Source organism: Naumannella halotolerans, from assembly GCF_004364645.1.
GTDB lineage: Bacteria > Actinomycetota > Actinomycetes > Propionibacteriales > Propionibacteriaceae > Naumannella > Naumannella halotolerans.
Genome location: NZ_SOAW01000003.1, coordinates 333150 through 354725, shown reverse-complemented (window position 1 = coordinate 354725; position 21576 = coordinate 333150). Strand labels below are relative to the sequence as shown.

Sequence of the window (21576 nt, the reverse complement as noted above, 5' to 3'; positions counted from 1 at the left end):
ATACGACTTCCGCTTCTTCGACGCCATAACAGACATCCTCTCCGGCAGACCCGCAGGCCCGCCAACAAGGTGTCCGTCAAACAGGGTCAACCCCATGGTGACTGCCAGTGGCGTGGCGTCTCTTTGGCCTGGTCGCCGCCCGCTAGTTCAGGTCGGTGTATTTGGCGGCGGTGCCGCGTGAGAGTTCTACGGGATACCGTTCAGCGTTGGTCGCGAGCTTGGTCTGAGCTGCGGCGAGCAAGTCGATGCCGGTGATGTCACTGAGGCGTAGTAGATATATCAACACGTTGGCCATCTCGGCAGCGAACCGATCTTGTGCGGCCCCGGTGGTTGTGGTTGCAGCCCACGCTTCGGCGTCAGTTAACCATTGGAGCTCGGCTGCTAGCTCGCCAGCTTCGCCTGCCAGCGCCATCGTCAGATTTTTCGGAGTGTGGAACTGTTCCCAGTCGCGGTCTTCAGCGAACTCGCGAGCGGCCCGTGCGACGGCCTTCAGATCGGTCACAGCACGACTCTAGGCCGCATGGTTGTGAACAAGACCGATCGGTCCCAATTGGGCTCCGGTCTCGTGGCGCCAGCCGAGGGCGTACTGGGCCGTGTGGCACGGTTCCGGTCAAGGCCGGCTGCTGACCTCCTCCCCTGAGATTCGGGCAGTGACCGTCGGCACGCCATCGCCGCTGAGACCATCTAGTCCTACACGCCGTCCGGTCAGGGCGAGCAAGAGTGAATCGGAAGTGCCGGTGACCGACGGGCCAGATCCGTGGCTCCAGTCGAGGTCGGTGGTCTGAAATCGCAGGCCTTCGAGTGTGCCGCGCGGGACGATTCCTTTGGGCGCGTTCATCAAGGAGTTGAGGACAACGATCAGGCGCTGCTCGGGTGCTTTGTAGGGCAGCTGCAGCGGCCGACGAATGTCGAGGCCGTGGATAATCACGTCGGTGAGGGGCGCTTCAGGGCCTTCTCCAGGTGGCGTGAACTTGACGCTTGCTTTGGCTTTCAAGATCTCCACGAGTTCATTGAAGGGGCGTGAGGCCTGCTGTGCTGTCAAGCGCTGGTTCGCTCGATCGAAGTTGCCACCTGCCATCAGCATCGCGATCACGAACTTGTAGATGGGGACTTCCATCGGCATGACCAGGTGCGCGACTACGTCACGGACGGTCCATGCGTCGCACAGGCTCTGGGTTGCCTGCTGCGCGGTCGTCAACGCGGCGAGTTGATCCGCCAGAGTGACTCTCTCGTCAGCAATCTCCTCGAAAAGGTCCATGCTCCATGGTCTCTCGACATGATCCGTACCGCTTGCAGGGAGTGTAAGGAGATCGGCATCAGCGGCTCTTAGCTTGCAGTCTCCACCCCTTGGTTACTGAAGGAGCCAAATGCGTACTGTCCCACGTCGCTTGCGAGCGGCGACCGCCGTAGTCTCTGGTATTGCACTGTTCGCGCTGTCCACAACTTTTGCTACTGCAGCCCCGTCTGAAGAACCAGCCGAGTCCAACGATTCCTCATCTGAATCCAGTCTTGGGTCGGGTCGGGTGCAGCACCTGGACCTGTCTTGGACCCGGGTGCACGCCCATTTCAACGACGTCGCCCCGGAGGGGACTTCGTCGGGAGACACCGTGCAGTTCTCCAAGAAGATCACTGGCCGTGTGAAGGGATCCGCGGACTACACGTGCACTGTTGTACAGGAGAATTTCCTGTGTGACGGGATTATCCACCTTGCCAAGGGTGACATTTATGTCTCGACTGGACCCCTTGACGATGATGTCGAGCCCGCTGCGATTTTGGGAGGAACAGGATCGTATATGGGCATTCGCGGTCAGTTCACGAAGACCAACAACTCTGATGACTCACAGGGGACCTACAGGCTGCGCTTCGTTCAGTAGCCATCTCGAGGTCGGCCGTACTCGCCGGGCTGGCCATCCTCGATCTTGAGGATGGCCAGTCCGTGCGTTCTGTTTGATTGAGTAGCGGTACGGGTCTGTGGGGTCGTCTCTCGTCCTAACGATGCGCGAAGGGCCGAGGCCTGGTGGTGCGGGGCTGACCTAGCTAGGTGCACCCGGGCGTCATCTTCTGCTGGGCTCGGACCGTCAGCGCCGCTACTTCCGCTTCTTCTTCTTTCCAGACCCTTCGGCGTGAAAGCTCATTGCTGCTTGGATCCAGTAGTCGAGGTCTTTGGCCTTGGCCAACGCCTTCTTGTCCACGGTGATCCATCCTTCACCCATGGATCGGCCCTTCCCCATCTCTGCACGGACTGCACCTGCTCGTTTTAGGTGTTTGGCGTCACTTTCAGGAGACACCCGCACCAGGAGGTCAGATCCTCCGCCAGATACGCAGACCACCATCCGCTCGTCGACCATGAAGGCCAGACCGCCGAACATCTTGACTTCGCGAACGTTGTCGCGGTCAGCGAGCGTTTCGCGGACACGATCGGCGACTTCTGGGTCGTACGGCATTTCGATCACGCTCCGATTCTCGTGTTGGGGGGTATGCACCGTGACACGTGGTCGTCTCGTGGCGCTTACAGTCATTGCAATTTAAGCGACTCGCGAGCGGATGTGTTGCTGGTCGAGGAGCTCCTGTGCCAAAGCGTCACACACAATGGTGATCTGTTGCCGGGTCATGTCCGGACCAAACGGCAAGGTGAGCACGGCGGCGCCGGCCCACTCCGCGTTGGGAAGCGGACGCGTGTCGTAGACCTGGAACGCTGGTTGGCGGTGGTTCACGGGATAGTGGCGACCCACTCCGATACCGCGGGCCCTGAGGGCCTGGACGAGATCATCACGGAGTGCAGGATCGACAGTCACGGCGCAGTTGAACGGCACTGTGTGATCGATGTCGACGTCGTAAATATTGGCACCTTCGATGGCTTGCAGGCGTCGTCGGTATTCATGCCATGCTCGGCGCCTATCAGCTGCGGTGCGGTCGAAGCGGGCGAGTTGTGATCGGCCTAGAGCGGCGTTCATCTCTGCCAGGTGAGCGCGTATGCCGTGCATGGTTACTATATAGTCGCCCCGCCTGATGTCGGTGTTCTCGCGATCTACTCCGAGGGCCCTCAGCAATCGGGGTGCCGCCCCTGATTGGGACTTAGGGGGGATGATGGCGCCGCCTTCCCCGCAGGTGATGTTTTTGATGGCGTCGAAACTGAAGCACACCCATTCGGCCCCGGCGGTCATCGGTGAGCCGTCGGCGCGTACTGATCCGAATGAGTGTGCTGCATCGGCAATGACTGCAACGCCACGACGGTCGAGTTCGGGCATGATCGGGCTTAGGTCGACATGCCGTCCGGCGTAGTGGACGGGCATGACCGCGCGGGTTTGTGGCGTCAGAGCGCGTAGGACGTCGTCTACGTCGAGGGCCAGCGAGCTGGGCGCATTATCGATGAAGATCGGTTTAGCGCCGATCGCGATGATCGCCTGGATGCTTGCGCAGAATGTGAACGAGGGGACCCCGACCTCGTCGCCAGGGCCAACTCCTGCTGCCATCAGGGCCAGTTGGAGGGCTACGGTCCCTGAAGCGACGGTGACAACATCAGGTGCTTGGAGGTAGTCACCAAGTTCTTTCTCGAAGGCTTCGCCTTGGGGCCCGCGTCCCAGCAGTCCTTCGTTGAGGGCTTCGATCACGCTGTCGTGGTCGGAAGAGTCAAGGGTGGGCCGCGCGTTCATTGCGACACGGATCAGGTCGTCCATGGTTAGCTCACCTCGAGGCGATGTTGGTGACTCGTGTCCGAAGGAGTTCTTGCACGACCTCGACTACCTTGTTTGTGCCGGCAAGTTCGTTGATCTCTCTGGAGAGCTGTCTGGCGGCGTGGCCGAATTTCGGGTCGGCGAGGACGTGTTGAATCGATGTGCGCATGGTGTCAGCGCTGGGCTGGCCCGTTCGAAGGTTGATCCCTACACCGGTCCATTCGACTCGTGCGCATGATTCTGGCTTGTCCTCGGTGTCTCCTGCGGTGACGATGGGTACGCCGTACTGCATGGCGAAGTGGATGCCTCCGTAACCGCCGTTAGTGACGTAGGCGTCGGCGTGTGGCAAAAGCTCGTGGTATGGGAGGAATTCCGCCGCTCGTACATTGTCTGGCAGTGGACCAATGTTGGCGACGGGGCGACCGCCAGTCGTCACAACAACGAGGACGTCTTCGTTCTTGAGGCCCTCGATGACGGGGAAGATGACCTCGCTCAGGTCGATGTTGCGATAGGTGCCTTGTGTGGCGACGACGACTGGTCTGTCGCCTTTGAGTTCTTCCCACCACTCGGGGAGTTCGCGTGACGTTTGTGAAACCCGGTTTGCTGGTCCAGCGAAATGGATTCCTACCGGGGCGTCTGGTCGAGCGTACTCGAAGGAGGGGACGGTGAACTGCACTATCGCATCGGTTGTGGCGTACCAGTCGAACGCGAATCCTGGAGGGCGACGGCCGTGCACGGATTCGTACACGTCGCTGTAGGCCTGCTGTACGCGCCTCAATCCGACCTTTTGGACGAGAGTGTTCAGGAGTACGTTTCGTGGGACGTTCAGTCCTCCGGTGAGTGGGGGGCGACCTAGCCCGAATGGTGGGGCGTAGCGCGAGGACAGCATCAGCGGCAGGATTCCTCCACCGATGATCAAGGGGCGCTCATGTGCGGGGTGAGCAGCGAGTAACGCTGCACCGAAAAAGGTGGGGTCTGCCATGACCACGTCTACCGGCCGCTCTGCGATCTCTGCGCGGAGTGCGTCATATTGTGACCGGGCGGGATCGATGCAGGCCTTGATCACGTCCTCACGAATCTCCTTGAGCCCGCTGAGGCGTGGTCCTTGCTCTGCGAGTGTCCGGTCATCGAAGTCGGCATCGGGTGGGAGGGGAACATGGGTTGCTCCGGCTTTCGTTACTGCCTCGGCGAATCTCTGTCCGGTCATGTAGCGAACTTCGTGTCCGTCTCGGACAAGCTCTTTGATCACTGTGAGTACGGGGTTGACGTGTCCGTAGAAGGGCGGCCCGGCCATCAGGAATGAATACATCCAAGGTCCTCTCTGTGGAGCGGTGCGCGCTCGCCTACTGCGGGCGTCGTCATCTGTTGTGAGGGTTTCAAGCTCGCCTTCCCCCCCACTTACGGTGGAGGTAACACCTAGGGGTGTTGGCGTGGAGATCGTTAGTGCATGACATTGGCTGTTGATGATCGTGACCTGACCTCGCTTGCTGGACGATCGGTTGTTCTGACCGGCGCGACTGGGGGTATTGGCAAGGTGGTCGCGCGCCGGATCGGTGATGCGGGCGCCGCTGTGACCCTTGCTGTGCGTGACCAGGTTAGAGGCCGGGAACTCGCTGCTCAGATACCTGGGGCCGAGGTTCGTCACCTCGATCTGGGGGATCTTTCGTCGGTTCGCCGGTTCGCAGATGAGTGGCGTGGACCGATCGACGTTTTGATCAACAACGCGGGATTGATGATGATCCCTCAGGCCACCACGGTTGATGGATTCGAGAAGCAGCTAGGCACGAACCATCTCGGCCATTTCGCGTTGACGAATCTCCTAGCACCCCACCTAACGGGCCGTGTGGTAACGGTGGTATCGAAGGCGCACATGTTTGGGCGTGTGTCGTTCGACGATCCTCACTGGCGCCGGCGCCGCTACTCGCCTATGGGGGCATATGCCCAGTCGAAGCTGGCGGGCCTTCTTTTCACACAAGAGCTACAGCGCCGGTTCAGTGCCACGGGGAGCCGCTTAGCTGTAGCGGCTGACCCCGGGTTCGCGGCGACTGGCATTGCACGCCATACCGAGCGGCCGTTGCTAGATGGACTTCTTGCTGTGGGGACGAGGGTTGCTGCTCAAACCCCTGAGGACGGTGCTCGGCCGGTGATCGCGGCTGCGGTTGCCTCGGTTGCCCCCGCGGCCTGGATCGGTCCAGGCGGTTTGTTCGGTATGCGCGGGAGTCCGGCGTTGGTCAGCTGGCCGCGGTCGGCGTCCGATGTGAACGTGGCCCGAAGTCTGTGGGAGTTGTCGGCTGCTGAGACTGGTGTCGACTATACGACGGTCGAGTCGGCTCGGCGCCAGGGTTAGCGGGTGCGGCCGTTTTTCGCATCTGGTGTCTCGGGGTTCAAAGTCGAGACGTAGTGGCGCAGCCATGCGAACGTGTCGTGCCGAATAACGTAGAAGACGGCTGACCCGCGGCTGGAACGTTCAACGAGTCCGGCACCTTGAAGATAGCGCAGATGGTAAGAAGCGACCTGATCCGATAGTTCGAGCGCGCGAGCGACTTCACTTACCGAAGATGTCTTCGCAGCGATGTGACCCAGCACGCGACGTCGCGTGCTGTTTCCCAGTGACAGGAAGAGCCTGTCGATCTTGACCGATTCCAGACGTCTCCTGTTGGGGTCTGGCTGTGAGTCTGGGTCGGGTTGAAACATCTGAGATCGCCGTCCTAGCTCTGCGGGGTACGTTCCTCATGAGACTCGGTCGTTGTTCGTGATCCTGGCCTCGGTCCCGCGATGACGACAACCGCTGCAACTGCCACGAGGAGGGCGGCTGCGGTGAACACCGATCCTTGGTAACCGATGTAGAACGCCTCGCGGACCATCGCTAGAAGTTCGTCACCCTGCTCTCCCATGGTTGCGATGACCTGGGTCGCCGGGCCGAATCCGTCACGTATGGCTTCGGCCGCGGACGGGTCGAGGGATCGTGTTTCGACTGTGATCTGTGCGCGGTAGCCGATGTTGAGGATCGTCCCGAGTAGTGCGATTCCGATGGCCGCACCTACTTCACGGAGGGCATCATTCAATGCTGCGGCTGTCGAGTTGTCTTCTCCTGGTATTGCTTCGATGATCATCGTTGTCGCGACCGTGGTGGAGAGACCGAAGCCAGTGCCGAAGACTGCTAGTGCGACCCCGAGGAACCAGAAACTTCCGTACGGTCCCTGTAGACCCAGTCCGGCGAAGGCTAGTGCACTGACCAAGACACCTCCCCCGACGGCGGTTCTCTCTCCCAGTCGGCCCTGAGTCTTTTCGGCGACCTGGCTTCCGATTGCGATGCCGACTGGGAGTGGGATGAGAGCGAGCGCTGCGATGAGCGGGTTGTACTCACGAACGTTCTGCAGCATCTGGGGCAGGAGAAGGAAGAGACCTATTGTGGCGGCGAACTGCAGCACGATCGTCAGCGACGCTGTGGACAGGGCTCGTGACTTGAACAGTCGCACGTCAAGGAGAGGGGCGCGTAGCCGCAGTTGCGCGATCACGAACGCTGCCATAAGCACGGTGCCGGCAATGGCTGATCCGATGATCGCTGTGGACGCCCATCCAGCTTCGGGGCCCTGGATGAGTGCGTAGACCAGAAGGCCCAGCGCACACGCGAATAGAACGCTTCCAAGGATGTCGATCGGTTCGTCGGTGTCGCGCCTGTATGTCGGGACCACGATGAACGAGGCAATGCCCACGAGGATCGCGACGATCCCTGTAGAGGCCAGAACCGATCCCCACCAGAAGAAGAGTATTAGCACGCCGCCAAGCACCAGACCGAGCACTGCGCCCGAGCCGGATACGGCGGCCCAGATGCCGACCGCTTTCGCGCGCCTCTCCGCTGGGAAGGACCGTGTCAGCACACTCAGGGTCGCTGGAAGTACGAGTGTTGCGCCCAGGGCCGACACCACGCGCAGGGCGATGAACCAAGCGGCGTCGTCGACGAATGCCGACACCAGGCTCGCAAGGCCGAACACCAACAAACCTAGTGATACGGCGTAACGAAGTCCCATACGGTCGGCAACGGCACCAGCAGGCAGGAGCAGCGCTGCGAAAGGCAGAGTGTAGGCATTCATGCCCCATGAAAGCTGGCTCTGTGTCGCACCTACTGCCTCACCGAACTGAGGCAATGCGATGTTGAGCGATACGTTCGCGGCGATCGTCATGGCCAAGCCCGCGCACATCAGGATCAGGAGAGCCGTGAGATGCCTTTGTGTGAGCTGGCGCGTGGGTGAGGTGGAGGTTGCCGACATAACTACTTCTCCTGAAACTGCTCGGGCGGGCGAAGCAGGAGTCCGCCCGCCCGGGCTATGGAACTTGGATCACTCGCTCGGGGGTTCGTAGGACTGGCGGTCGAACAGCAAGTAGATCTCTTTGATCTTGCCGTCGCTGAGGGTGAAGCGTTCTGCGACGGGAACTGTCTTGGTTACCGGCGTGTGGGGGAAGTAGACCAGGACGACTTGTTCGTCGTCATGGACTTCGGCCAACGGCGTGTGCCCAGTCATGATCTCCATGAATCCGCCGAGGTACTCGCGGTAAGCGTCTTTACCGACCAGTTCGTATCCAGGGGCGTGTACGACCAGGTCGTCGGCGAGCAGGTCGCTGGCAGCATCGAGATCGCCACCAGTCCAAGCCGCGTGATAGGTCGAGACCACTTCGAGGGGCGTATTTGTCTGTGTCGTGGTACTCACATGCACTCCTTCGTCGTTGATGATGTCTTCAGCGTGCCGCGGTCGACTTCGCCATCACTTACAACTGCCGACAGACTGCGTGTCCTCACCGCCTGGGTTGGGTCAACGCTGGTAGTGGGCGGCGTTGATCTCGATGTAACTTTGCATGCTGGCGGGCACTTCTTGATGGGCGAAGATCGCGTTGACAGGGCAGGCAGGTGCGCACGCGCCGCATTCGATGCAGGTGAGCGGGTCGATATAGAGCTGCGGATGAGAGCCGAACTCGGCCTCGTCTTCTGAGGGATGGATTGCGTCTACGGGGCAGGCATCGACGCATGAGCCGTCACGGCTGCTCTCACAAGGGCTAGTGATCACGTATGGCATGGCGGTTCCTTTCTGGGGGTTCTGGATTTACGAGGCCAGACGTTGGGTGTCGTGCTCGAAGAGCGATGTCAGGTACGCGGGTGAGAAGAAGTCGGACCAGGCGACCGTGTTCTGGATGACGCCGAAGAAGTGGCTGAGACCTGCGGGGTTGGTTCGCAGTGACGCCAGGACGTCTTGGAAGACGTCGTCGAAGGGTTCCATGGTGGCGTGGTCGATGATGAAGTCGTAGAGCGGTTTGAGCGCGATGTTGCGTCGCTGCTCATAGAGGTCGAGCTCGGTCTGCATCGCAGCACCACCCGAAAGGGAGCCGTCGATTGCGTTGGCGAGTAGTTCTGCGTCACGGAACGCGTCGGTGATCCCTTGGGCGGTGATGGGGTCTTTGTGCGCTCCGGCGTCGCCGACAAGCGCCCAGCCGGGACCGCCGGGTTTGCGGAAGAAGTTGGGCCGTTTTCCCACTCCTTTGAACGGATGGGCGAGGGTGCCTTCGTCGATGCGTTCGGACAGTCCGGGGGCTGCCTGCGCGACCGTTTGGCGGTAGCTTCGTTCGACGTCTTTCTTGAAGGAGCTGAATTGTCGCTCGGGCCGTTCGACGAAGACTGCGGCCTGCTCATCGTGAGTTGGGAACGCAATGATCGTCATGTCTGGCCTGGTGTAGAACTCGAGGCTGTCAATCGGTACCCCATCCCAGTAGGTGTAGTAGCCAAACGCCTTAGGCCCGGCGTAGTGGTACTTGGGGGCGTCTACTGCATCTGCGACAAGGCTGCGGAAGCCATCGGCGCCGATGACGATGCGCGCCTTTTCCACCACGGCTGTGCCGCTGCTGTCATGGCCACGGATGCCGGTCACAGTGCCGGCATCGTCGATGAGGACTTCGTCAACGGTGAACTCTTCTCGGATCTCCGCGCCAGCTGCGGAAGCCGCTTCGACGAGGAGGTGGTCGAGCACTGTCCGCTTTGGTGCGTAGATGGCGGCGAACCCGTCGTCTACCGGCTCTGGGAAGCCGCTGAGCACAAACTTTCCGTACCGCGGAAAGTCAAGATCAAGGTTGATGTTGGTCACCGCTGGGCAGCCTGTTTCTGCGACCTGATCCAATAGACCCCAGCGTCGGAGTTGGGCTGCCCCTCCGACTGAGATCATGTGTGTTGAGACGGTGTCGCTGGGAAAGCTTGCCCGGTCGACACACAGCACTTTGTAGCCTCGCCGAGCCAGGAGCATGGCGGTGGAGGAGCCAGCGACTCGGGCTCCCACGATGATTGCGTCATACATGTTTAGTCCTCTTCTCACAGTTCTGAGCCGACTAGGTCTTGCGTTTGTTCTGGTTTGGTCTCCGGGCCTTGTGATATCGACAACGTCGATCCGAACGCGTCAGCGATTCCGAGGCGCCATAACTCCATTGCCGAGGTACTTCCGGTGATGCTGGGGACGTTGTCGCGGGCGCGGCTTGCGATGCGAGCGGCCTCGTCGAATGAGGTATCGGCGAAAACTTCGCAGGCGGTCTGGGTGTGCGACGCCGGGCTGGCGGCTTCGGCTCGACCCCATGCGGCGATGGCAGATCCGACTGCGAGTTGGGTACGAAACGGTGCGGCGTGAACAGTGACCTTCTTCAGCTGCTCCCGGTTCCCGCCGCAGTAGGAGCCGGCGAGGGCAACGCCAGTCCACAGTGCTTCGTGGCGGTGAGGTTCAAACCCTCTGATGTGAAAGTTGACGAGGTCTGCATCAGCTCCCAGGGAGAACCACAAGGCCCGACCCACGCCCTGGTCGAACATCTGTTGGGAATAGCTCGTCAGCGCGTCCGGTACCGGAACGTAGGGGGCGTGGCGTTGGCGGCGGAAGAACGTTTCGTGGAATCCGTATCCGTCGGCGATGACCCAGCCAACGACGGGGTCCAGCTGTGGGAGGGACCTCTCAGGAGGCCGGCGCAGCCGGGCCAAAGCCATCCCTACTCCGATGTAGAAGGGGTAGAGGTGGTTCTTAGCGGCACCGTTTCCGTACTGCATCACCCACCTCTGGGAAGGGTCTACGCTGTCCAAAGCTCCCAGCCCCATACCGGCGCCTTCCCAGGCGATACCTCGCAGCTCGTTCGGGGTTGTGGCCAGCTCGGCTGTGAGTCGTGCTGGTCGTGGATCGCGGAGGGCTGCGTGGTATCCGTGAACGAGTGTGTTTGCGACGTGGTTGAACTTTGTCCACGCCATTGGCGAGAAGCCGTCACTGCTGAATACGGCCGCTGCTGAGGAGACGCCAAATAGTCGGCGCCTGATGAGTCCTAGAGCCGTCATGGTTTGCTCCTTGTTGAGGCCAGGTTGGGCACCGTCTGTTGCCATCGTTCGGCTATGGACTGCCGCCACTGTTGGTAGGTGTGGTCGTCGGGCGAAGTCGAACCAGGGAGTAGCTGTTCGAGCTGGTCCGTGACGGCTTGTGCCAGTTCGTGGGCGTCCGCGGCCCACAAGACCTGGCTGGCCAGGTCAGTGTGCGGCGCTGCTGTCAATTCACTCTGGGACCTGAACACTGCAGCGACTGCAACGCCAGTCGCGACGTCGCTGGCATATGGTCCCGCGACCTCGGTGAGGTCTTGAATGGCTCGCGCGTCGAGCACGCCTGCGGCGTAGGCGCAGGCTAGTCCGACACCGCTCCAGAGGTCTGCTTGACGTGACGAGGAGAATCCACTGACTGTGTGGTGGATCCGGCCTACATTCGCGCCACTGGAAAACCACAATGAGCGGCCGACTCCCTGGTCGTAGGCGTTGAGTGCATATCCGTGTAAACGTGGTGGTGTCCGTTTCGCGGTGACGACCTGTTCCCATCGAAAGAATCCGTCGAAGAACCCGTAGCCGTCTGCGACGAAGTGGCGCATGAGTGGAGCTTGGGCGTTGATGAACTTCATGGGGTCATTGGGAAGTCGTGCCAGGACCAGTCCTGCACCGATGTGGATGAGGCATCGGTATGCCGCGCCCGGGCCGTGGATGAGTTTGTGGAGCTCGTTGCTCCACGGAAGCAACGAGTCGCGCAGCATCAGTCCCATCCCTGCTCCTTCGTAGGCGATGCCGCGTAGCTCTTCGGGGTACTTGTCCATGGCATCTGCGACCGTTCGGTGGTCGCCGATGTCCAGGGAGAGGTAAAAGGTGTCGACGAGTGTCGCTGCGACCGGTTCGAACGACGTCCATGTGGCGTGCATGTCGTCGTGATCACCCACTCGCTGGGCGGCGAGCTTTGGGAACTCATCTGCGGAGAGGCCTAACAGCGCTCTAGCGATGGTTGACAGCTTCGGCGTCATCATTCCTCCTGTGGCTAGTGGCAGCGCCGGCTGCTGGAAGTTCGAACGTGGCAGTGGGCTTGACCACTTTTCGATCGGCTTCATGGTCGGCGGGTAGGAATCTCCCGTAGAAGTAGTTGAAGAGGGGCGACGCCATCAACGTTGTCACGATCGCCATCAACACGAGAATGGTGAACAGTGTTGGTGTGATCAGTCCCGCGCTTAGGACGATGTTCAGCAAGATCAGTTCCATGAGCCCGCGGGCGTTCATCAAGCTACCGATCGCCATCGCCTCGCGGCGAGGGACCTTGCATGCGCGGGCGGCGGTGTAGCAAGCGACTCCCTTGGCCAGTACCGACGCGACAAAGACCAAGGCGGCTACTGCCCACAGCGTTGGGGTGTTGACGAGCCCGAGCTCAGTGTTAAGGCCGGAGTAGACGAAGAACAGTGGTAGGAGTAGCGCTTTGACTGCCGGCTGGATCTTGGCTCGGAGCCGCTCGTTGAGCTGGTGCTTCCTCGGCATGGCAATGCCCAGAACGAACCCCCCGAAGATGGAGTGGATGCCGACAGTGTTGGTGTAGAGCGCGGCAACCACGATGAGTACCAGAACGCAGATGAGTGTTGCGTCGTTGACTCGTGGAAAGTGGCTTGCCGCCAGGTTCAGTGCTCGTCGCCCGAAGGTGATCATCACGACGACATAGATCAAACCTCCGACAACTGCAGTGATGGCGACCAGGACATTTCCGCTTACGATTGCTAGAACTACGGCCAGGAACAGCCAGGCGACAGCGTCGTCGACAGCCCCAGCTGATAGGGCGAGCGTGCCGAGCGGCGTTGCTCCGAGTCGCCGCTCCTGCAAGATCCGGGCGAGCATTGGAAATGCCGTCGTTGCCAGAGCCGCGCCGAGTATGAACATGGCTACGGGCAGTGGTACCTGGCTTGAGAAGAACTGCCCGCCCTGGGCGACAAGCGGGATAGCCACCAGTGCTCCAAGGAGCATGGGCGCGGCCAATCCGGCCACAGAGACGGCTACGCCTGCTTTTGCCTTCTGTTTGAGCAGGCTTGTGTCGAACTCTAGGCCGATCGTGAACATGAAGATGACCAGCCCAAGTTGACTTAGCACGTAGATCGTCGACATGAGGTCATCGGGAAAGACCTGCTGTTGGGCGTCGGGGAAGAATCGGCCGAACAAGGAGGGGCCCAGGGACACGCCGGCGATCATCTCGCCTACCACCCGCGGCTGGCCCACGTACCTCGCGAGGCTTCCGCACACGGCGCACACGAGCAAGATCACTGCTAGCGCCAGCCCGAACTCGAAGAAGATTGTGTCACCTTTCATGCTGCTACTCCCCTGTTGAGGTGGCGTAACCTGCTCCGCCAAATTCCGTAGGCCGGTTCGGGCCCGTCTGTCGGGAGCTCGTTGAGAGCTTGGTTCGCGTACTGGCTGACGATCGTGGTGTCGGCCCCGCAGAGCGCTTCGACCGCACTGTGGTTGTGGCTGGACGCGTTGGCGGGGTCATGTCTGTTCTTTGCTGCCACCGCAGCTCCCTCGGCTACGCGGTCTGCATACGCCCCGGCATAGCCGAGCAGGGTTGCGATCTCGGCAGGATCTGCGCCGCCTGTATAGGAGCTGGCCAGACCGATTCCTGCCCACAGGTCGCCTCTGCGCGGTTGGGGAAAGGCGTTGATCGTTGCCGCGGCTGTGGCGACGTCAGCTCCAGTGCCGAACCAGATCGCTCGGCCGAGACCATGATCGAACACTGACAGCGTGAAGCCTCCGATGCCCACCGGAACATGCCGCTCCTGTACATGGCGGCGGTAACCGAACAGTCCCTGGTGGAATCCGACGCCATCCCAAACGACCCATCCGAACACGTCGTCGCGCAGGCGCCGAATGAAACGGTCGGGCCGTCTGCGGACACGGGCGAGTCCCATTCCGGCACCGAGGTAGATCGCATACTTGTAGTCGGTGGCGTACTCGTTGGTGAACTGCCGTGTTCGTGAGTACCACGGGAACGCCGTGTCGATTGCTGCTAGGCCCACTCCGGCGCCTTCGTAGGCGAACCCGAGGAGCTCTTCGGGATATCGGTCGAGCTTTCGGCAGAGCATGGTGAGGTTGGGGGTTCTCAGTGCGAGGTGGCAGCACTCCGTTACTACTTGAACTACGTGGGTGAGCCGTTGCTGATCTGCCTGTGTTGCTGCAGGGAGGTCGCGAGGGGTGACCTGATACAGCGGAGTGAGTAATGACGCCACGGTTGTCATCGCAGAGCCTTTCCCGTGGAGGAGGTTGTCGGAGCGATCCAGCCGGCTAGGACTTCTTGCAGATCGGCGTAGGCACACGGTGAGTGTGTGTGGGTCACCGCCGCGAAGCCGGCGTCGACCATGGCCGCTGCCTCGGCCGCCGACTTCCCGCATAGGATCTCGGCAGCGGTGGCGGTGTCTGTGACGAGGTTTCCTGCCTGAATTCGCCCTTTAGCGACGAAGGCAGCGCCCACGCCGAGTTGGCGCTCGTACTGGCCGCTGTGGTGCTGCAGTCGGCGAATCTCCTGTTCGCTGATTCCTCCCACGTATCCGCATCCGACGCCTACGCCCAGCCACAGGTCTGAGTGGCGGTGGGCTGGGAAGGCATTCAAGATCGAACTGATGTCGTCGACGTCAGCACCGGTGAGGAACCACACCGCGCGGCCGATGCCTTGGTCGAAGACACGACGCGCATGTGCGGTCAGGTAGTCAGGTATCTTCTGGCCGATGATGTGGCGGTCCGGACGGAAGAAGCCTTCATGGAAGCCGAAGCCGTCCATCACAAGCCAGCGCAGTACCGGATGTGGAAGCTTGTCGATGAAGTTCTGCGGTCGACGGCGTAGTCGCGCTAAGGCTTCGCCGGCTCCTATGTGAGCCATGTAGGCGTGGTGTCGGGCTGGGCCTTCGACGTAGGCGAGGAATCGTGACTTTGTCGGGAGGAAGCAGTCGAGGCCCGTCAGGCCCATTGCGGCTCCCTCGTAGGCATAGCCACGCCAATCGCGGTTGACTTCTTCAAGTCGAGGGACGAGAACGTCGATTCTGCTGTCGTCGAGCACTGTGTGGTAGCCGCCCACAGCGGTTCGCACGGCGGTTTCGAGGTGTGTCCACTTTGGTGTTCCGCCGCGGCTGAAGCCCACGGCTTCGGCGTCGGAGACACCCATCGATTGTCTCTTTGCCTTCTGCAGAATTGTCTTGATCATGGCTGTTCATCTCTCACGACGCTGAGGTGGGGGGCTTCTCCGGAGGGAGTCGAGTCCGCCTCGCTCAGGAGTAGCGCGATGTCCTCATCGGAGATGTCGGCTATCAGGCGGGCGAGTTCTTCATCGACTTGTTCGTCATCGAGGTCGGCTTCGTGGATTGGTGCGTCTGTTGCTGCGGTATCGCCGCCGGCAAGGTCGTCGGCTGTCGAGGTTCCTGCGCCAATTCGATCGGTGAGCTTCACTGCGAGGTCACCGATGGTGACGCCGTGCAGTAGGTCCAGGACGGGCACGTCCACTTCAAGGGCTACCTGAAGTCGGTTACGGATCTCGATGGCCATCATCGAGTCCAAACCGAAGGTGTTGAGAGACTCAGTGGTAGATGTCATCTCAGGGTCGAGGGCCAGCACAGTTGCGGTGATGTCTCGAAGTACCTCAGTCACGCGGGCTGTGCGTTGCTCTTCAGGGGCCGCGAGCACGGTCGCCACGAGTGATCCTGTCCGGTCTTCGTCATGGTCGTTGTCGAGCCGTTGGAACAAAGCGGGCAGTTCACCGGTCGGTGATGACTTTCGTGCCGTGGTCCAGTCTGCCGAGACCACGACGACGTGGGCCGCGTCGGAATCAATGAGGTAGCGGGCCATCACTGCTTCACCCATCTGAGGGGTGATCAGGTCGATGCCGAGGCGGCTATAGAGACTCTCGAGGTGAAGGTCTTCTACCATCCCGATTGACCATGGTCCCCAACCGAGGCTCACGGCTGGGCGGCCTTGCGAGCGCCGCAAGTGGGCCAGCGCGTCGATGAACGCGTTCGCTGAGGCGTAGTTGATCTGTCCTGGTGAGGCGATCACTGCCCCCGTCGATGAGAACATCATGAAGAAGTCGAGGCTGCTGTCGTCGAAGACCTGGTGAAGGTTCCATGATCCGGTGATTTTGGGTTGAAGGACTCGATGGAACTGCTCGTGTGTCATGTGTTGCACAAGGGAGTCATCAACTACCCCAGCAGCATGGATGACGCCGGCGATAGGGGCGCCGGAGCGGCTCGTTTTCCACTGGCGCAGCGCTTCTTCGTCGGTCACATCAACCGCAGCGACCTCTACCTGACACCCTGTGTCGTCTTCGAGCTTGCGGATTCGCTCGACCGCGCCGGCCCGTGGATGGTTGGGGTCGAGGTCAACCCATTGGCTCCGATCAGGCAGCCCATTTCGGCTGATCAAGGTGATGTTGCGCGCTCCGCGCTGTGCAAGGTAGCGGGCCACGACACCTCCCAGGGCTCCGAGGCCGCCTGTGATCAGGTAGCTGACGTCGGGTCGAAGGCTCAGCGGAAACGGGGTTCCTTGGTGTGGGACCTTGTCCAGGCGGGCGACATACCGAGATCCGTTCCGGAAGGCGTTGTGATCTTCGGTGCCTTCGGTGGTTGCGGCGAGGATGATGTCGCTGACGTCTTGAGCAATTGATTCACCATCAACGTCGATCAGCCCTCCCCAAGACGATGGCATCTCTTGGTGACCAAGGACTCGTCCTGCTCCCCAGATTGCTGCTTGGGTTGGTGAAACGGTATCGCTGGCACTGATGGCTTGGCCGTGGCAGCTCACCAGCCACAGTTTCCATTCTGCTGTTTGATTGGCTGTCAGCATTGCTTGGCTGAGTCTGTACACCGAGCCTGCAGCCAGTGTCTGTTGTTGCAGGATCGATGCGCCGTCAATGTCAGTGTCGGCCGTGGTGTCGGTTGCCCAAAGATGGATGATGTGGTCGACGTTCTGTTCGAACAGATAGCGAGCCAGGCTGGTGTATTGGTCTGCGTCAGCGGGATTGAGGCGGACCGAGGATGCCTTGTCGTCTATCTCGATGGCGACCGTCGGTTCGGCGTGGATCTTGATCACGGTCTTTCCAGCGCCTGTCAGCTCATTGGCCAGGCACTCCCCCACGCCTCGCCGATCAGCGAACACCGCGAACGTTTCTCCCGGCCAATCCTCGGCTGACGGCATCGGGGCTGGTGGACTGGTCACTTCTTGCCAGTCGACCCGGTAGAGCGCCTTGTTGGCCTTGTCCGGCGAGCCTCCTGTTGTGGCTTCCAAGGATCGTGCGGTGTAGCCGGTGATTTCCGCTACAAGCGCTCCTTCAGGATCGCGCAGGATCACGTCGCAGGTCACTGCCTCAGAAGTGGTCGAGGTGATGTAGGCGGTTGCGTTCATGATGTTGGTTGGTCGCTGGTGGACGGTCACTGACTCGATGCCAACGGGCAGGAAGGGGGTGGAAGAAGCCTCAGGTGAAGCGGGCAGCCCGCGTACCAGCAGGAGCTGTAACGCGGCGTCGAGCAGGACCGGATGGAAGGTGTAGTTGTCGATCGCGCCTACAACGTCGGCTGGTGCGAGCACGGTGGCGGTTACAGCGTCGCCGCGGTCACAGATGCTGGTGATGGTCCGGAACATGGGGCCGTACTCGAATCCAGATGCGGTCAGTCGGTCGTAGAACTCCTCACCGTCGATGATCCGAGCAGGCGACGATGCGGGGTCGCCGACCAGGGCTTGGCTATTGTTCTTGCTCGCGCGGCTGATCCGCGCCCTCGCGTGGACAGTCCATGTGCGGTCACCATTGGGGAGTGCTCTGAACCCTGCGATCTCGACCGTCGCCTCGGCTGGGTAAAGGGTGGTGCGTAGCCGTGGGTCGTTAGATGGGTCCAGAGCTATAGCGTGGAGCAGCTCAACATCATGCACCGCGTACTCGCCGGGTACGTAGGTGTCAGTGGCCGCGGCGTGGAACATCTCGATCAAGGCTGCGCCCGGCACGATAGTTGTGCCTTGAATCTGGTGGTCTGTTACCCCAGGCAGCCATCGTGATCCCACTTCAATTTCCCACGTGGGGTTTGGGGCGTTGATGCGGCTACCTAGAAGCGGATGGATGTGGGCGTGGTGACGGTCTTCGAGTGCCTCACGAGATTCGTTCCAGTAGCTCACCAGCTGCCACGGGTACGTTGGCAGGCCAGTTGGCGTGGTTCGGGGGGTGCACACCGTTTCCCATGCGATCTCATGACCCGCGCAGTGCAAGGCTCCCAGCGCACTGTAGAACGTCGTCTGGTCGTGGGCACCACGCCTCATGGACGCCACGACGACACCTTCGGTGTCGTGTTCGTCGAGCACTTCCTTCATCGAACTGGCCAGAACAGTGTGTGGTCCAAGTTCGATGAAATGGGTGTACCCGTCGTCGATCATCTCGCTGAATGCGGCGGCGAACAGGACCGTCGCACGCACGTTCTGCCACCAGTACTGGGAGTCGACGGCCGCGCCATCAATCCGGGTCCCGGTGACCGTGGAGTAGAGCGGGATGGTCGCCGAGTGCGCCTCGAGGTCACTCAAAGACGTGACGAGTTCATCTCGTAACGGTTCCATGAGATGGCTGTGGTAAGGAATCTTGACCTGGAGGAACTTGTGAAACACTCCGAAGGTTTGGAGCTGCGAGGCCATATTCTCCAATGCAGCAGCATCGCCTGACATCGTCACAGCCGAGGGACCATTGACTGCTGCCACCGAGACCCCCGGACCTGCCTCGTCGACGGCCTTGTCCAGAGTTTCAGGCGACAGGCCCACGGCGAGCATCCGACCCGTCCCTGTAGCGCGCTGTTGTAGACGGCTGCGGTGGTAGGTGACGCGAATCGCTTCGCGCAGGCTTAGCACCCCGGCCAGATACTGGGCGGCAAGTTCCCCGGTTGAGTGTCCGACGATTGCATCCGGCTCGACTCCGTGCTGCTTCCACAGTTCGGCCAATCCCACTTGGATGGCGAAGTTGGCTGGCTGAGCTACTTCCGTCTCGGCCATGCGTGAGACATCTTCATCGGCGAGCAGCTCATCCACCAGTGACCAGCCCGTGTACTTTTCCAGTTCGTCTGAGCATCGCTCGACCGCGGCGCGGAAGAGAGGCTCACTTTCAAACAACTGTCGCCCCATTCCCCACCACTGAGGCCCCATACCGGTGCATACGAACGCCACCTTCGGAGATCCGGCCGGGGCAGTTCCATAGGCGACGCCTGGAGCGGAAGAGAGATCGGCGACGCTTGAGAACCGTTCGGCGGCGACGCTCGCGGAATCAGCCACCACAACTGCCCGGTGCTCATGATGAGTGCGTCGCAGGGCAGCTGTGTAGCTGATCTGATCGAGTTCGTCGTCATCAGCATCCTGGACACGTTCGGTCATGCGTGAGGCCAGCTTTGCGAGCGAATCGGCATGCCTGGCAGAGATGGGGATCAGCCACGGTGTGGACCGCCGCTTGGCGGGTTCGGTAGGGATCCGGCGCCTCGTGGGAGCTTCTGACACCACAACGTGAGCGTTGGTTCCGCCGAAACCGAAGGAGTTGACGCCGGCAATACGTACACCACCGTTCTTCGGCTGCGGCCACTCCATTCCCTGAGTGGGTACCAGCAGGTTGTATTCCTCGAAGGGAACGTCGGGGTTCGGGTCAGTCAAGTGCAGGTGTGGGGGGATCGTCTTGTTTCGCAGCGCGAGGGACGTCTTGATCAGCCCCGCCACACCGGCGGCAGCCTCCATGTGGCCGATGTTTGTCTTGACCGATCCGAGGATGATCGGCTCGTCCGCGCTGCGCCCTTCACTGAGCACCGCACCGATAGCGGATGCTTCGATTGGGTCGCCAACGGGCGTACCGGTGCCGTGGGCTTCGACATACTGGATCTGGTCGGGGCGGACACCTGAGACCGCGTGGGCTGCTTTGATCGCCTTTACCTGTGCATCACCGTTAGGCACGGTGATCCCGTCGGTACGTCCATCTTGGGAGACAGCGGTTCCCATGATCACCGAGTAGATCGAATCGTTGTCTTCGAGTGCCTGCTCGAGTGACTTAAGGACGACGACTCCTGCGCCTTCAGCACGTCCGTACCCGTCGGCTGACGCATCAAATGTCTTGCATCGACCGTCGGGGCTGAGAAACCCTCCCTTGGACTCGGCGATGGTCATGTTAGGGGCCAGCATGACGTTCACCCCTCCAGCGATGGCCATGTTGCACTCGCCGCGCTGAATTGCCTGGGTTGCCAGGTGTACGGCAACTAGAGAACTCGAGCAAGCGGTGTCGATCGACATGCTGGGGCCGGTGAAATTGAATGCATGCGACAGCCTGTTCGACAGCATCGTCATCATCATTCCGGTCGCTGAATGCGCCTGGAGCTCGTATCTGCTTTGGATGCCGTAGTTCTGCAGCAGCTGATAGTCGAGGGTGAAGCCACCCATGTAGACACCGACGTCGCTGCCGGCTAGGGCGTTGAGGTCTTGTCCCGCGTCTTCGAGCGACTCGTAAGCGACCCGGAGCAGGAGTCGCTGTTGGGGATCGAGCCAGACTGCCTCACGGGGCGAGATGCCGAAGAAGTGCGCGTCAAACTCGTCGACCCTGTCCAGGAAGCCGCCACGGCTGACGTGCGTTTTTCCAATCTTGGACCGTTCGGGGTCGTAGAACTTGTCTACCTCCCACCGATCCGCAGGGATTGTGCGGGTGGCATCACTGGCCTCAGTTAGGAGGTCCCAGAACTGTTGCGGATCAGTGGCGTGGCCGGGGAAGTGGCAGCCGATTCCGATGACGGCAATGTGGCCGCTGGTGTCGCGGGTGCGGTCGGTCGTTGTCATGCGACGTCACCTCCGTGGATCGGTGTTTGGGTGTGGAATGAAGAGCTGAGGCGCAGCCGTACGTCCTTGACGAGCTCATCCATAGCGGGCTGAAGGTAGAAGTGATCGCCTGGGTATGTGGTCAAGTCGAATGTTGAAGTGGTGTGTTCACACCAGCCGGCGAGGTCTTCGGGGTGGACCCGAATGTCTTGTTCTCCGCCGTATGCAGATATCGGGACGTCGAGGGGCTGCCTGGGGACGTGTTCGTAGGTGTCGCAGAGTTCCAGGTCCGCGCGCAAAGTCGGGAGCAGTGCTCGCATGAGTTCCTCACTGGCCAGCACGTCGGGTGAGATGCCGTCTTTTGCGAGAACGATCTTCAGAACTTCATCGGGTAGGTGATAGATCTTGATGTTTGCCGAAGGCAGGTGTGGTGCACGGAACGCACTCAGCAGCAGGCGTGCGGGCTGGGGCATGCCACGGTCGCGAAGGGCGCAGGCGACCTCGTAGGCCGTGAGTGCCCCCATTGAGTGCCCGAAGAACGCGAACGGTTTGCTGATCATTGGGACCATCGCATAGATGAAGTCGTCAACAAGATCGGCCATACGTCGGTAGGGCTGCTCGTTGAGCCGGTTTTCTCTACCCGGTAGCTGGATCGGGACTATCCGGAACCGACGATCTCCGCCGGCTGCACGCTGCCATTGGCGATAGATTGAGGCCCCCGCTCCGGCGTAGGGAAAGCAGAACAGATCCATTTTCGGGTCA

General features: G+C 60.9%; 18 protein-coding genes. 1 reads left to right on the top strand and 17 read right to left on the bottom strand.

What is annotated here, in order from left to right:
• Window positions 1-142 precede the first annotated feature (142 nt).
• The 5 genes from CLV29_RS15585 to CLV29_RS15565 form a co-directional block, all read right to left on the bottom strand.
• The gene (locus CLV29_RS15585; RefSeq protein WP_133756005.1) at window positions 143-502 is read right to left on the bottom strand and encodes a nucleotide pyrophosphohydrolase; all 360 of its coding nucleotides are present in this window, start codon (window positions 500-502) and stop codon (window positions 143-145) included.
• A gap of 108 nt (window positions 503-610) precedes the next feature.
• On the bottom strand, window positions 611-1258 hold the full coding sequence (locus CLV29_RS15580; protein ID WP_133756004.1) for a maleylpyruvate isomerase family mycothiol-dependent enzyme: 648 nt from the start codon (window positions 1256-1258) through the stop codon (window positions 611-613).
• Window positions 1259-2087: 829 nt separating this feature from the next.
• On the bottom strand, window positions 2088-2444 hold the full coding sequence (locus CLV29_RS15575; protein WP_243831984.1) for a TfoX/Sxy family protein: 357 nt from the start codon (window positions 2442-2444) through the stop codon (window positions 2088-2090).
• A gap of 81 nt (window positions 2445-2525) precedes the next feature.
• Window positions 2526-3677: a DegT/DnrJ/EryC1/StrS family aminotransferase gene (locus CLV29_RS15570; protein WP_133756002.1), complete on the bottom strand. Its 1152-nt coding sequence runs from the start codon at window positions 3675-3677 to the stop codon at window positions 2526-2528.
• A gap of 7 nt (window positions 3678-3684) precedes the next feature.
• Window positions 3685-4983, bottom strand: coding sequence for a glycosyltransferase (locus CLV29_RS15565; RefSeq protein ID WP_133756001.1), 1299 nt, complete (start codon window positions 4981-4983; stop codon window positions 3685-3687).
• Between the two features lie 138 nt (window positions 4984-5121).
• Between CLV29_RS15565 and CLV29_RS15560 the strand changes: the two genes are divergently transcribed.
• Window positions 5122-6021 carry an SDR family NAD(P)-dependent oxidoreductase gene (locus tag CLV29_RS15560; RefSeq protein WP_133756000.1) on the top strand — a complete coding sequence of 300 codons (900 nt, stop codon included), beginning with the start codon at window positions 5122-5124 and terminating at the stop codon, window positions 6019-6021.
• Here CLV29_RS15560 and CLV29_RS17265 read toward each other — a convergent pair.
• The 12 genes from CLV29_RS17265 to CLV29_RS15500 form a co-directional block, all read right to left on the bottom strand.
• Window positions 6018-6368, bottom strand: coding sequence for an ArsR/SmtB family transcription factor (locus CLV29_RS17265; RefSeq protein ID WP_133755999.1), 351 nt, complete (start codon window positions 6366-6368; stop codon window positions 6018-6020). The two genes, CLV29_RS15560 and CLV29_RS17265, sit on opposite strands and share 4 nt — an antisense overlap.
• A gap of 14 nt (window positions 6369-6382) precedes the next feature.
• A complete protein-coding gene (locus CLV29_RS15550; protein WP_166649315.1) occupies window positions 6383-7864 on the bottom strand; it encodes an MFS transporter in 1482 nt (493 codons plus the stop codon).
• A gap of 150 nt (window positions 7865-8014) precedes the next feature.
• Window positions 8015-8383, bottom strand: coding sequence for a nuclear transport factor 2 family protein (locus CLV29_RS15545; RefSeq protein WP_208292988.1), 369 nt, complete (start codon window positions 8381-8383; stop codon window positions 8015-8017).
• 102 nt (window positions 8384-8485) lie between these two features.
• Window positions 8486-8746: a 4Fe-4S dicluster domain-containing protein gene (locus CLV29_RS15540; RefSeq protein WP_133755996.1), complete on the bottom strand. Its 261-nt coding sequence runs from the start codon at window positions 8744-8746 to the stop codon at window positions 8486-8488.
• Between the two features lie 27 nt (window positions 8747-8773).
• The gene (locus CLV29_RS15535) at window positions 8774-10012 is read right to left on the bottom strand and encodes an NAD(P)/FAD-dependent oxidoreductase (RefSeq protein WP_133755995.1); all 1239 of its coding nucleotides are present in this window, start codon (window positions 10010-10012) and stop codon (window positions 8774-8776) included.
• A gap of 14 nt (window positions 10013-10026) precedes the next feature.
• Window positions 10027-11022, bottom strand: a complete 996-nt coding sequence (locus tag CLV29_RS15530) for a DUF1702 family protein (RefSeq protein ID WP_166649314.1) — start codon at window positions 11020-11022, stop codon at window positions 10027-10029.
• Entirely contained in the window at window positions 11019-12017 is a 999-nt protein-coding gene (locus CLV29_RS15525) for a DUF1702 family protein (protein WP_166649313.1), read from the bottom strand. The genes CLV29_RS15530 and CLV29_RS15525 overlap by 4 nt, the downstream gene beginning before the upstream one ends.
• Complete coding sequence (locus tag CLV29_RS15520; RefSeq protein ID WP_133755992.1) at window positions 11989-13335, bottom strand: cation:proton antiporter; 1347 nt, start codon at window positions 13333-13335, stop codon at window positions 11989-11991. The genes CLV29_RS15525 and CLV29_RS15520 overlap by 29 nt, the downstream gene beginning before the upstream one ends.
• Window positions 13332-14258, bottom strand: a complete 927-nt coding sequence (locus CLV29_RS15515; RefSeq protein WP_133755991.1) for a DUF1702 family protein — start codon at window positions 14256-14258, stop codon at window positions 13332-13334. The genes CLV29_RS15520 and CLV29_RS15515 overlap by 4 nt, the downstream gene beginning before the upstream one ends.
• Window positions 14255-15217 carry a DUF1702 family protein gene (locus CLV29_RS15510; RefSeq protein WP_133755990.1) on the bottom strand — a complete coding sequence of 321 codons (963 nt, stop codon included), beginning with the start codon at window positions 15215-15217 and terminating at the stop codon, window positions 14255-14257. Before CLV29_RS15510 ends, CLV29_RS15515 begins: the two co-directional genes overlap by 4 nt.
• A complete protein-coding gene (locus CLV29_RS15505) occupies window positions 15214-20835 on the bottom strand; it encodes a type I polyketide synthase (RefSeq protein ID WP_133755989.1) in 5622 nt (1873 codons plus the stop codon). The genes CLV29_RS15510 and CLV29_RS15505 overlap by 4 nt, the downstream gene beginning before the upstream one ends.
• Window positions 20832-21566, bottom strand: a complete 735-nt coding sequence (locus tag CLV29_RS15500) for a thioesterase II family protein (RefSeq protein WP_243831981.1) — start codon at window positions 21564-21566, stop codon at window positions 20832-20834. The genes CLV29_RS15505 and CLV29_RS15500 overlap by 4 nt, the downstream gene beginning before the upstream one ends.
• Between the last annotated feature and the right edge of the window lie 10 nt (window positions 21567-21576).

Bases quoted from the DNA above. Each gene is read 5' to 3' on its own strand.
- CLV29_RS15580 (WP_133756004.1), bottom strand. From the start codon at position 1,258: ATGGACCTTTTCGAGGAGATTGCTGACGAGAGAGTCACTCTGGCGGAT.
- CLV29_RS15575 (WP_243831984.1), bottom strand. From the start codon at position 2,444: ATGCCGTACGACCCAGAAGTCGCCGATCGTGTCCGCGAAACGCTCGCT.
- CLV29_RS15570 (WP_133756002.1), bottom strand. From the start codon at position 3,677: ATGGACGACCTGATCCGTGTCGCAATGAACGCGCGGCCCACCCTTGAC.
- CLV29_RS15565 (WP_133756001.1), bottom strand. From the start codon at position 4,983: ATGTATTCATTCCTGATGGCCGGGCCGCCCTTCTACGGACACGTCAAC.
- CLV29_RS15560 (WP_133756000.1), top strand. From the start codon at position 5,122: ATGACATTGGCTGTTGATGATCGTGACCTGACCTCGCTTGCTGGACGA.
- CLV29_RS17265 (WP_133755999.1), bottom strand. From the start codon at position 6,368: ATGTTTCAACCCGACCCAGACTCACAGCCAGACCCCAACAGGAGACGT.
- CLV29_RS15540 (WP_133755996.1), bottom strand. From the start codon at position 8,746: ATGCCATACGTGATCACTAGCCCTTGTGAGAGCAGCCGTGACGGCTCA.
- CLV29_RS15535 (WP_133755995.1), bottom strand. From the start codon at position 10,012: ATGTATGACGCAATCATCGTGGGAGCCCGAGTCGCTGGCTCCTCCACC.
- CLV29_RS15530 (WP_166649314.1), bottom strand. From the start codon at position 11,022: ATGACGGCTCTAGGACTCATCAGGCGCCGACTATTTGGCGTCTCCTCA.
- CLV29_RS15525 (WP_166649313.1), bottom strand. From the start codon at position 12,017: ATGACGCCGAAGCTGTCAACCATCGCTAGAGCGCTGTTAGGCCTCTCC.
- CLV29_RS15520 (WP_133755992.1), bottom strand. From the start codon at position 13,335: ATGAAAGGTGACACAATCTTCTTCGAGTTCGGGCTGGCGCTAGCAGTG.
- CLV29_RS15515 (WP_133755991.1), bottom strand. From the start codon at position 14,258: ATGACAACCGTGGCGTCATTACTCACTCCGCTGTATCAGGTCACCCCT.
- CLV29_RS15510 (WP_133755990.1), bottom strand. From the start codon at position 15,217: ATGATCAAGACAATTCTGCAGAAGGCAAAGAGACAATCGATGGGTGTC.
- CLV29_RS15505 (WP_133755989.1), bottom strand. From the start codon at position 20,835: ATGACAACGACCGACCGCACCCGCGACACCAGCGGCCACATTGCCGTC.
- CLV29_RS15500 (WP_243831981.1), bottom strand. From the start codon at position 21,566: ATGGATCTGTTCTGCTTTCCCTACGCCGGAGCGGGGGCCTCAATCTAT.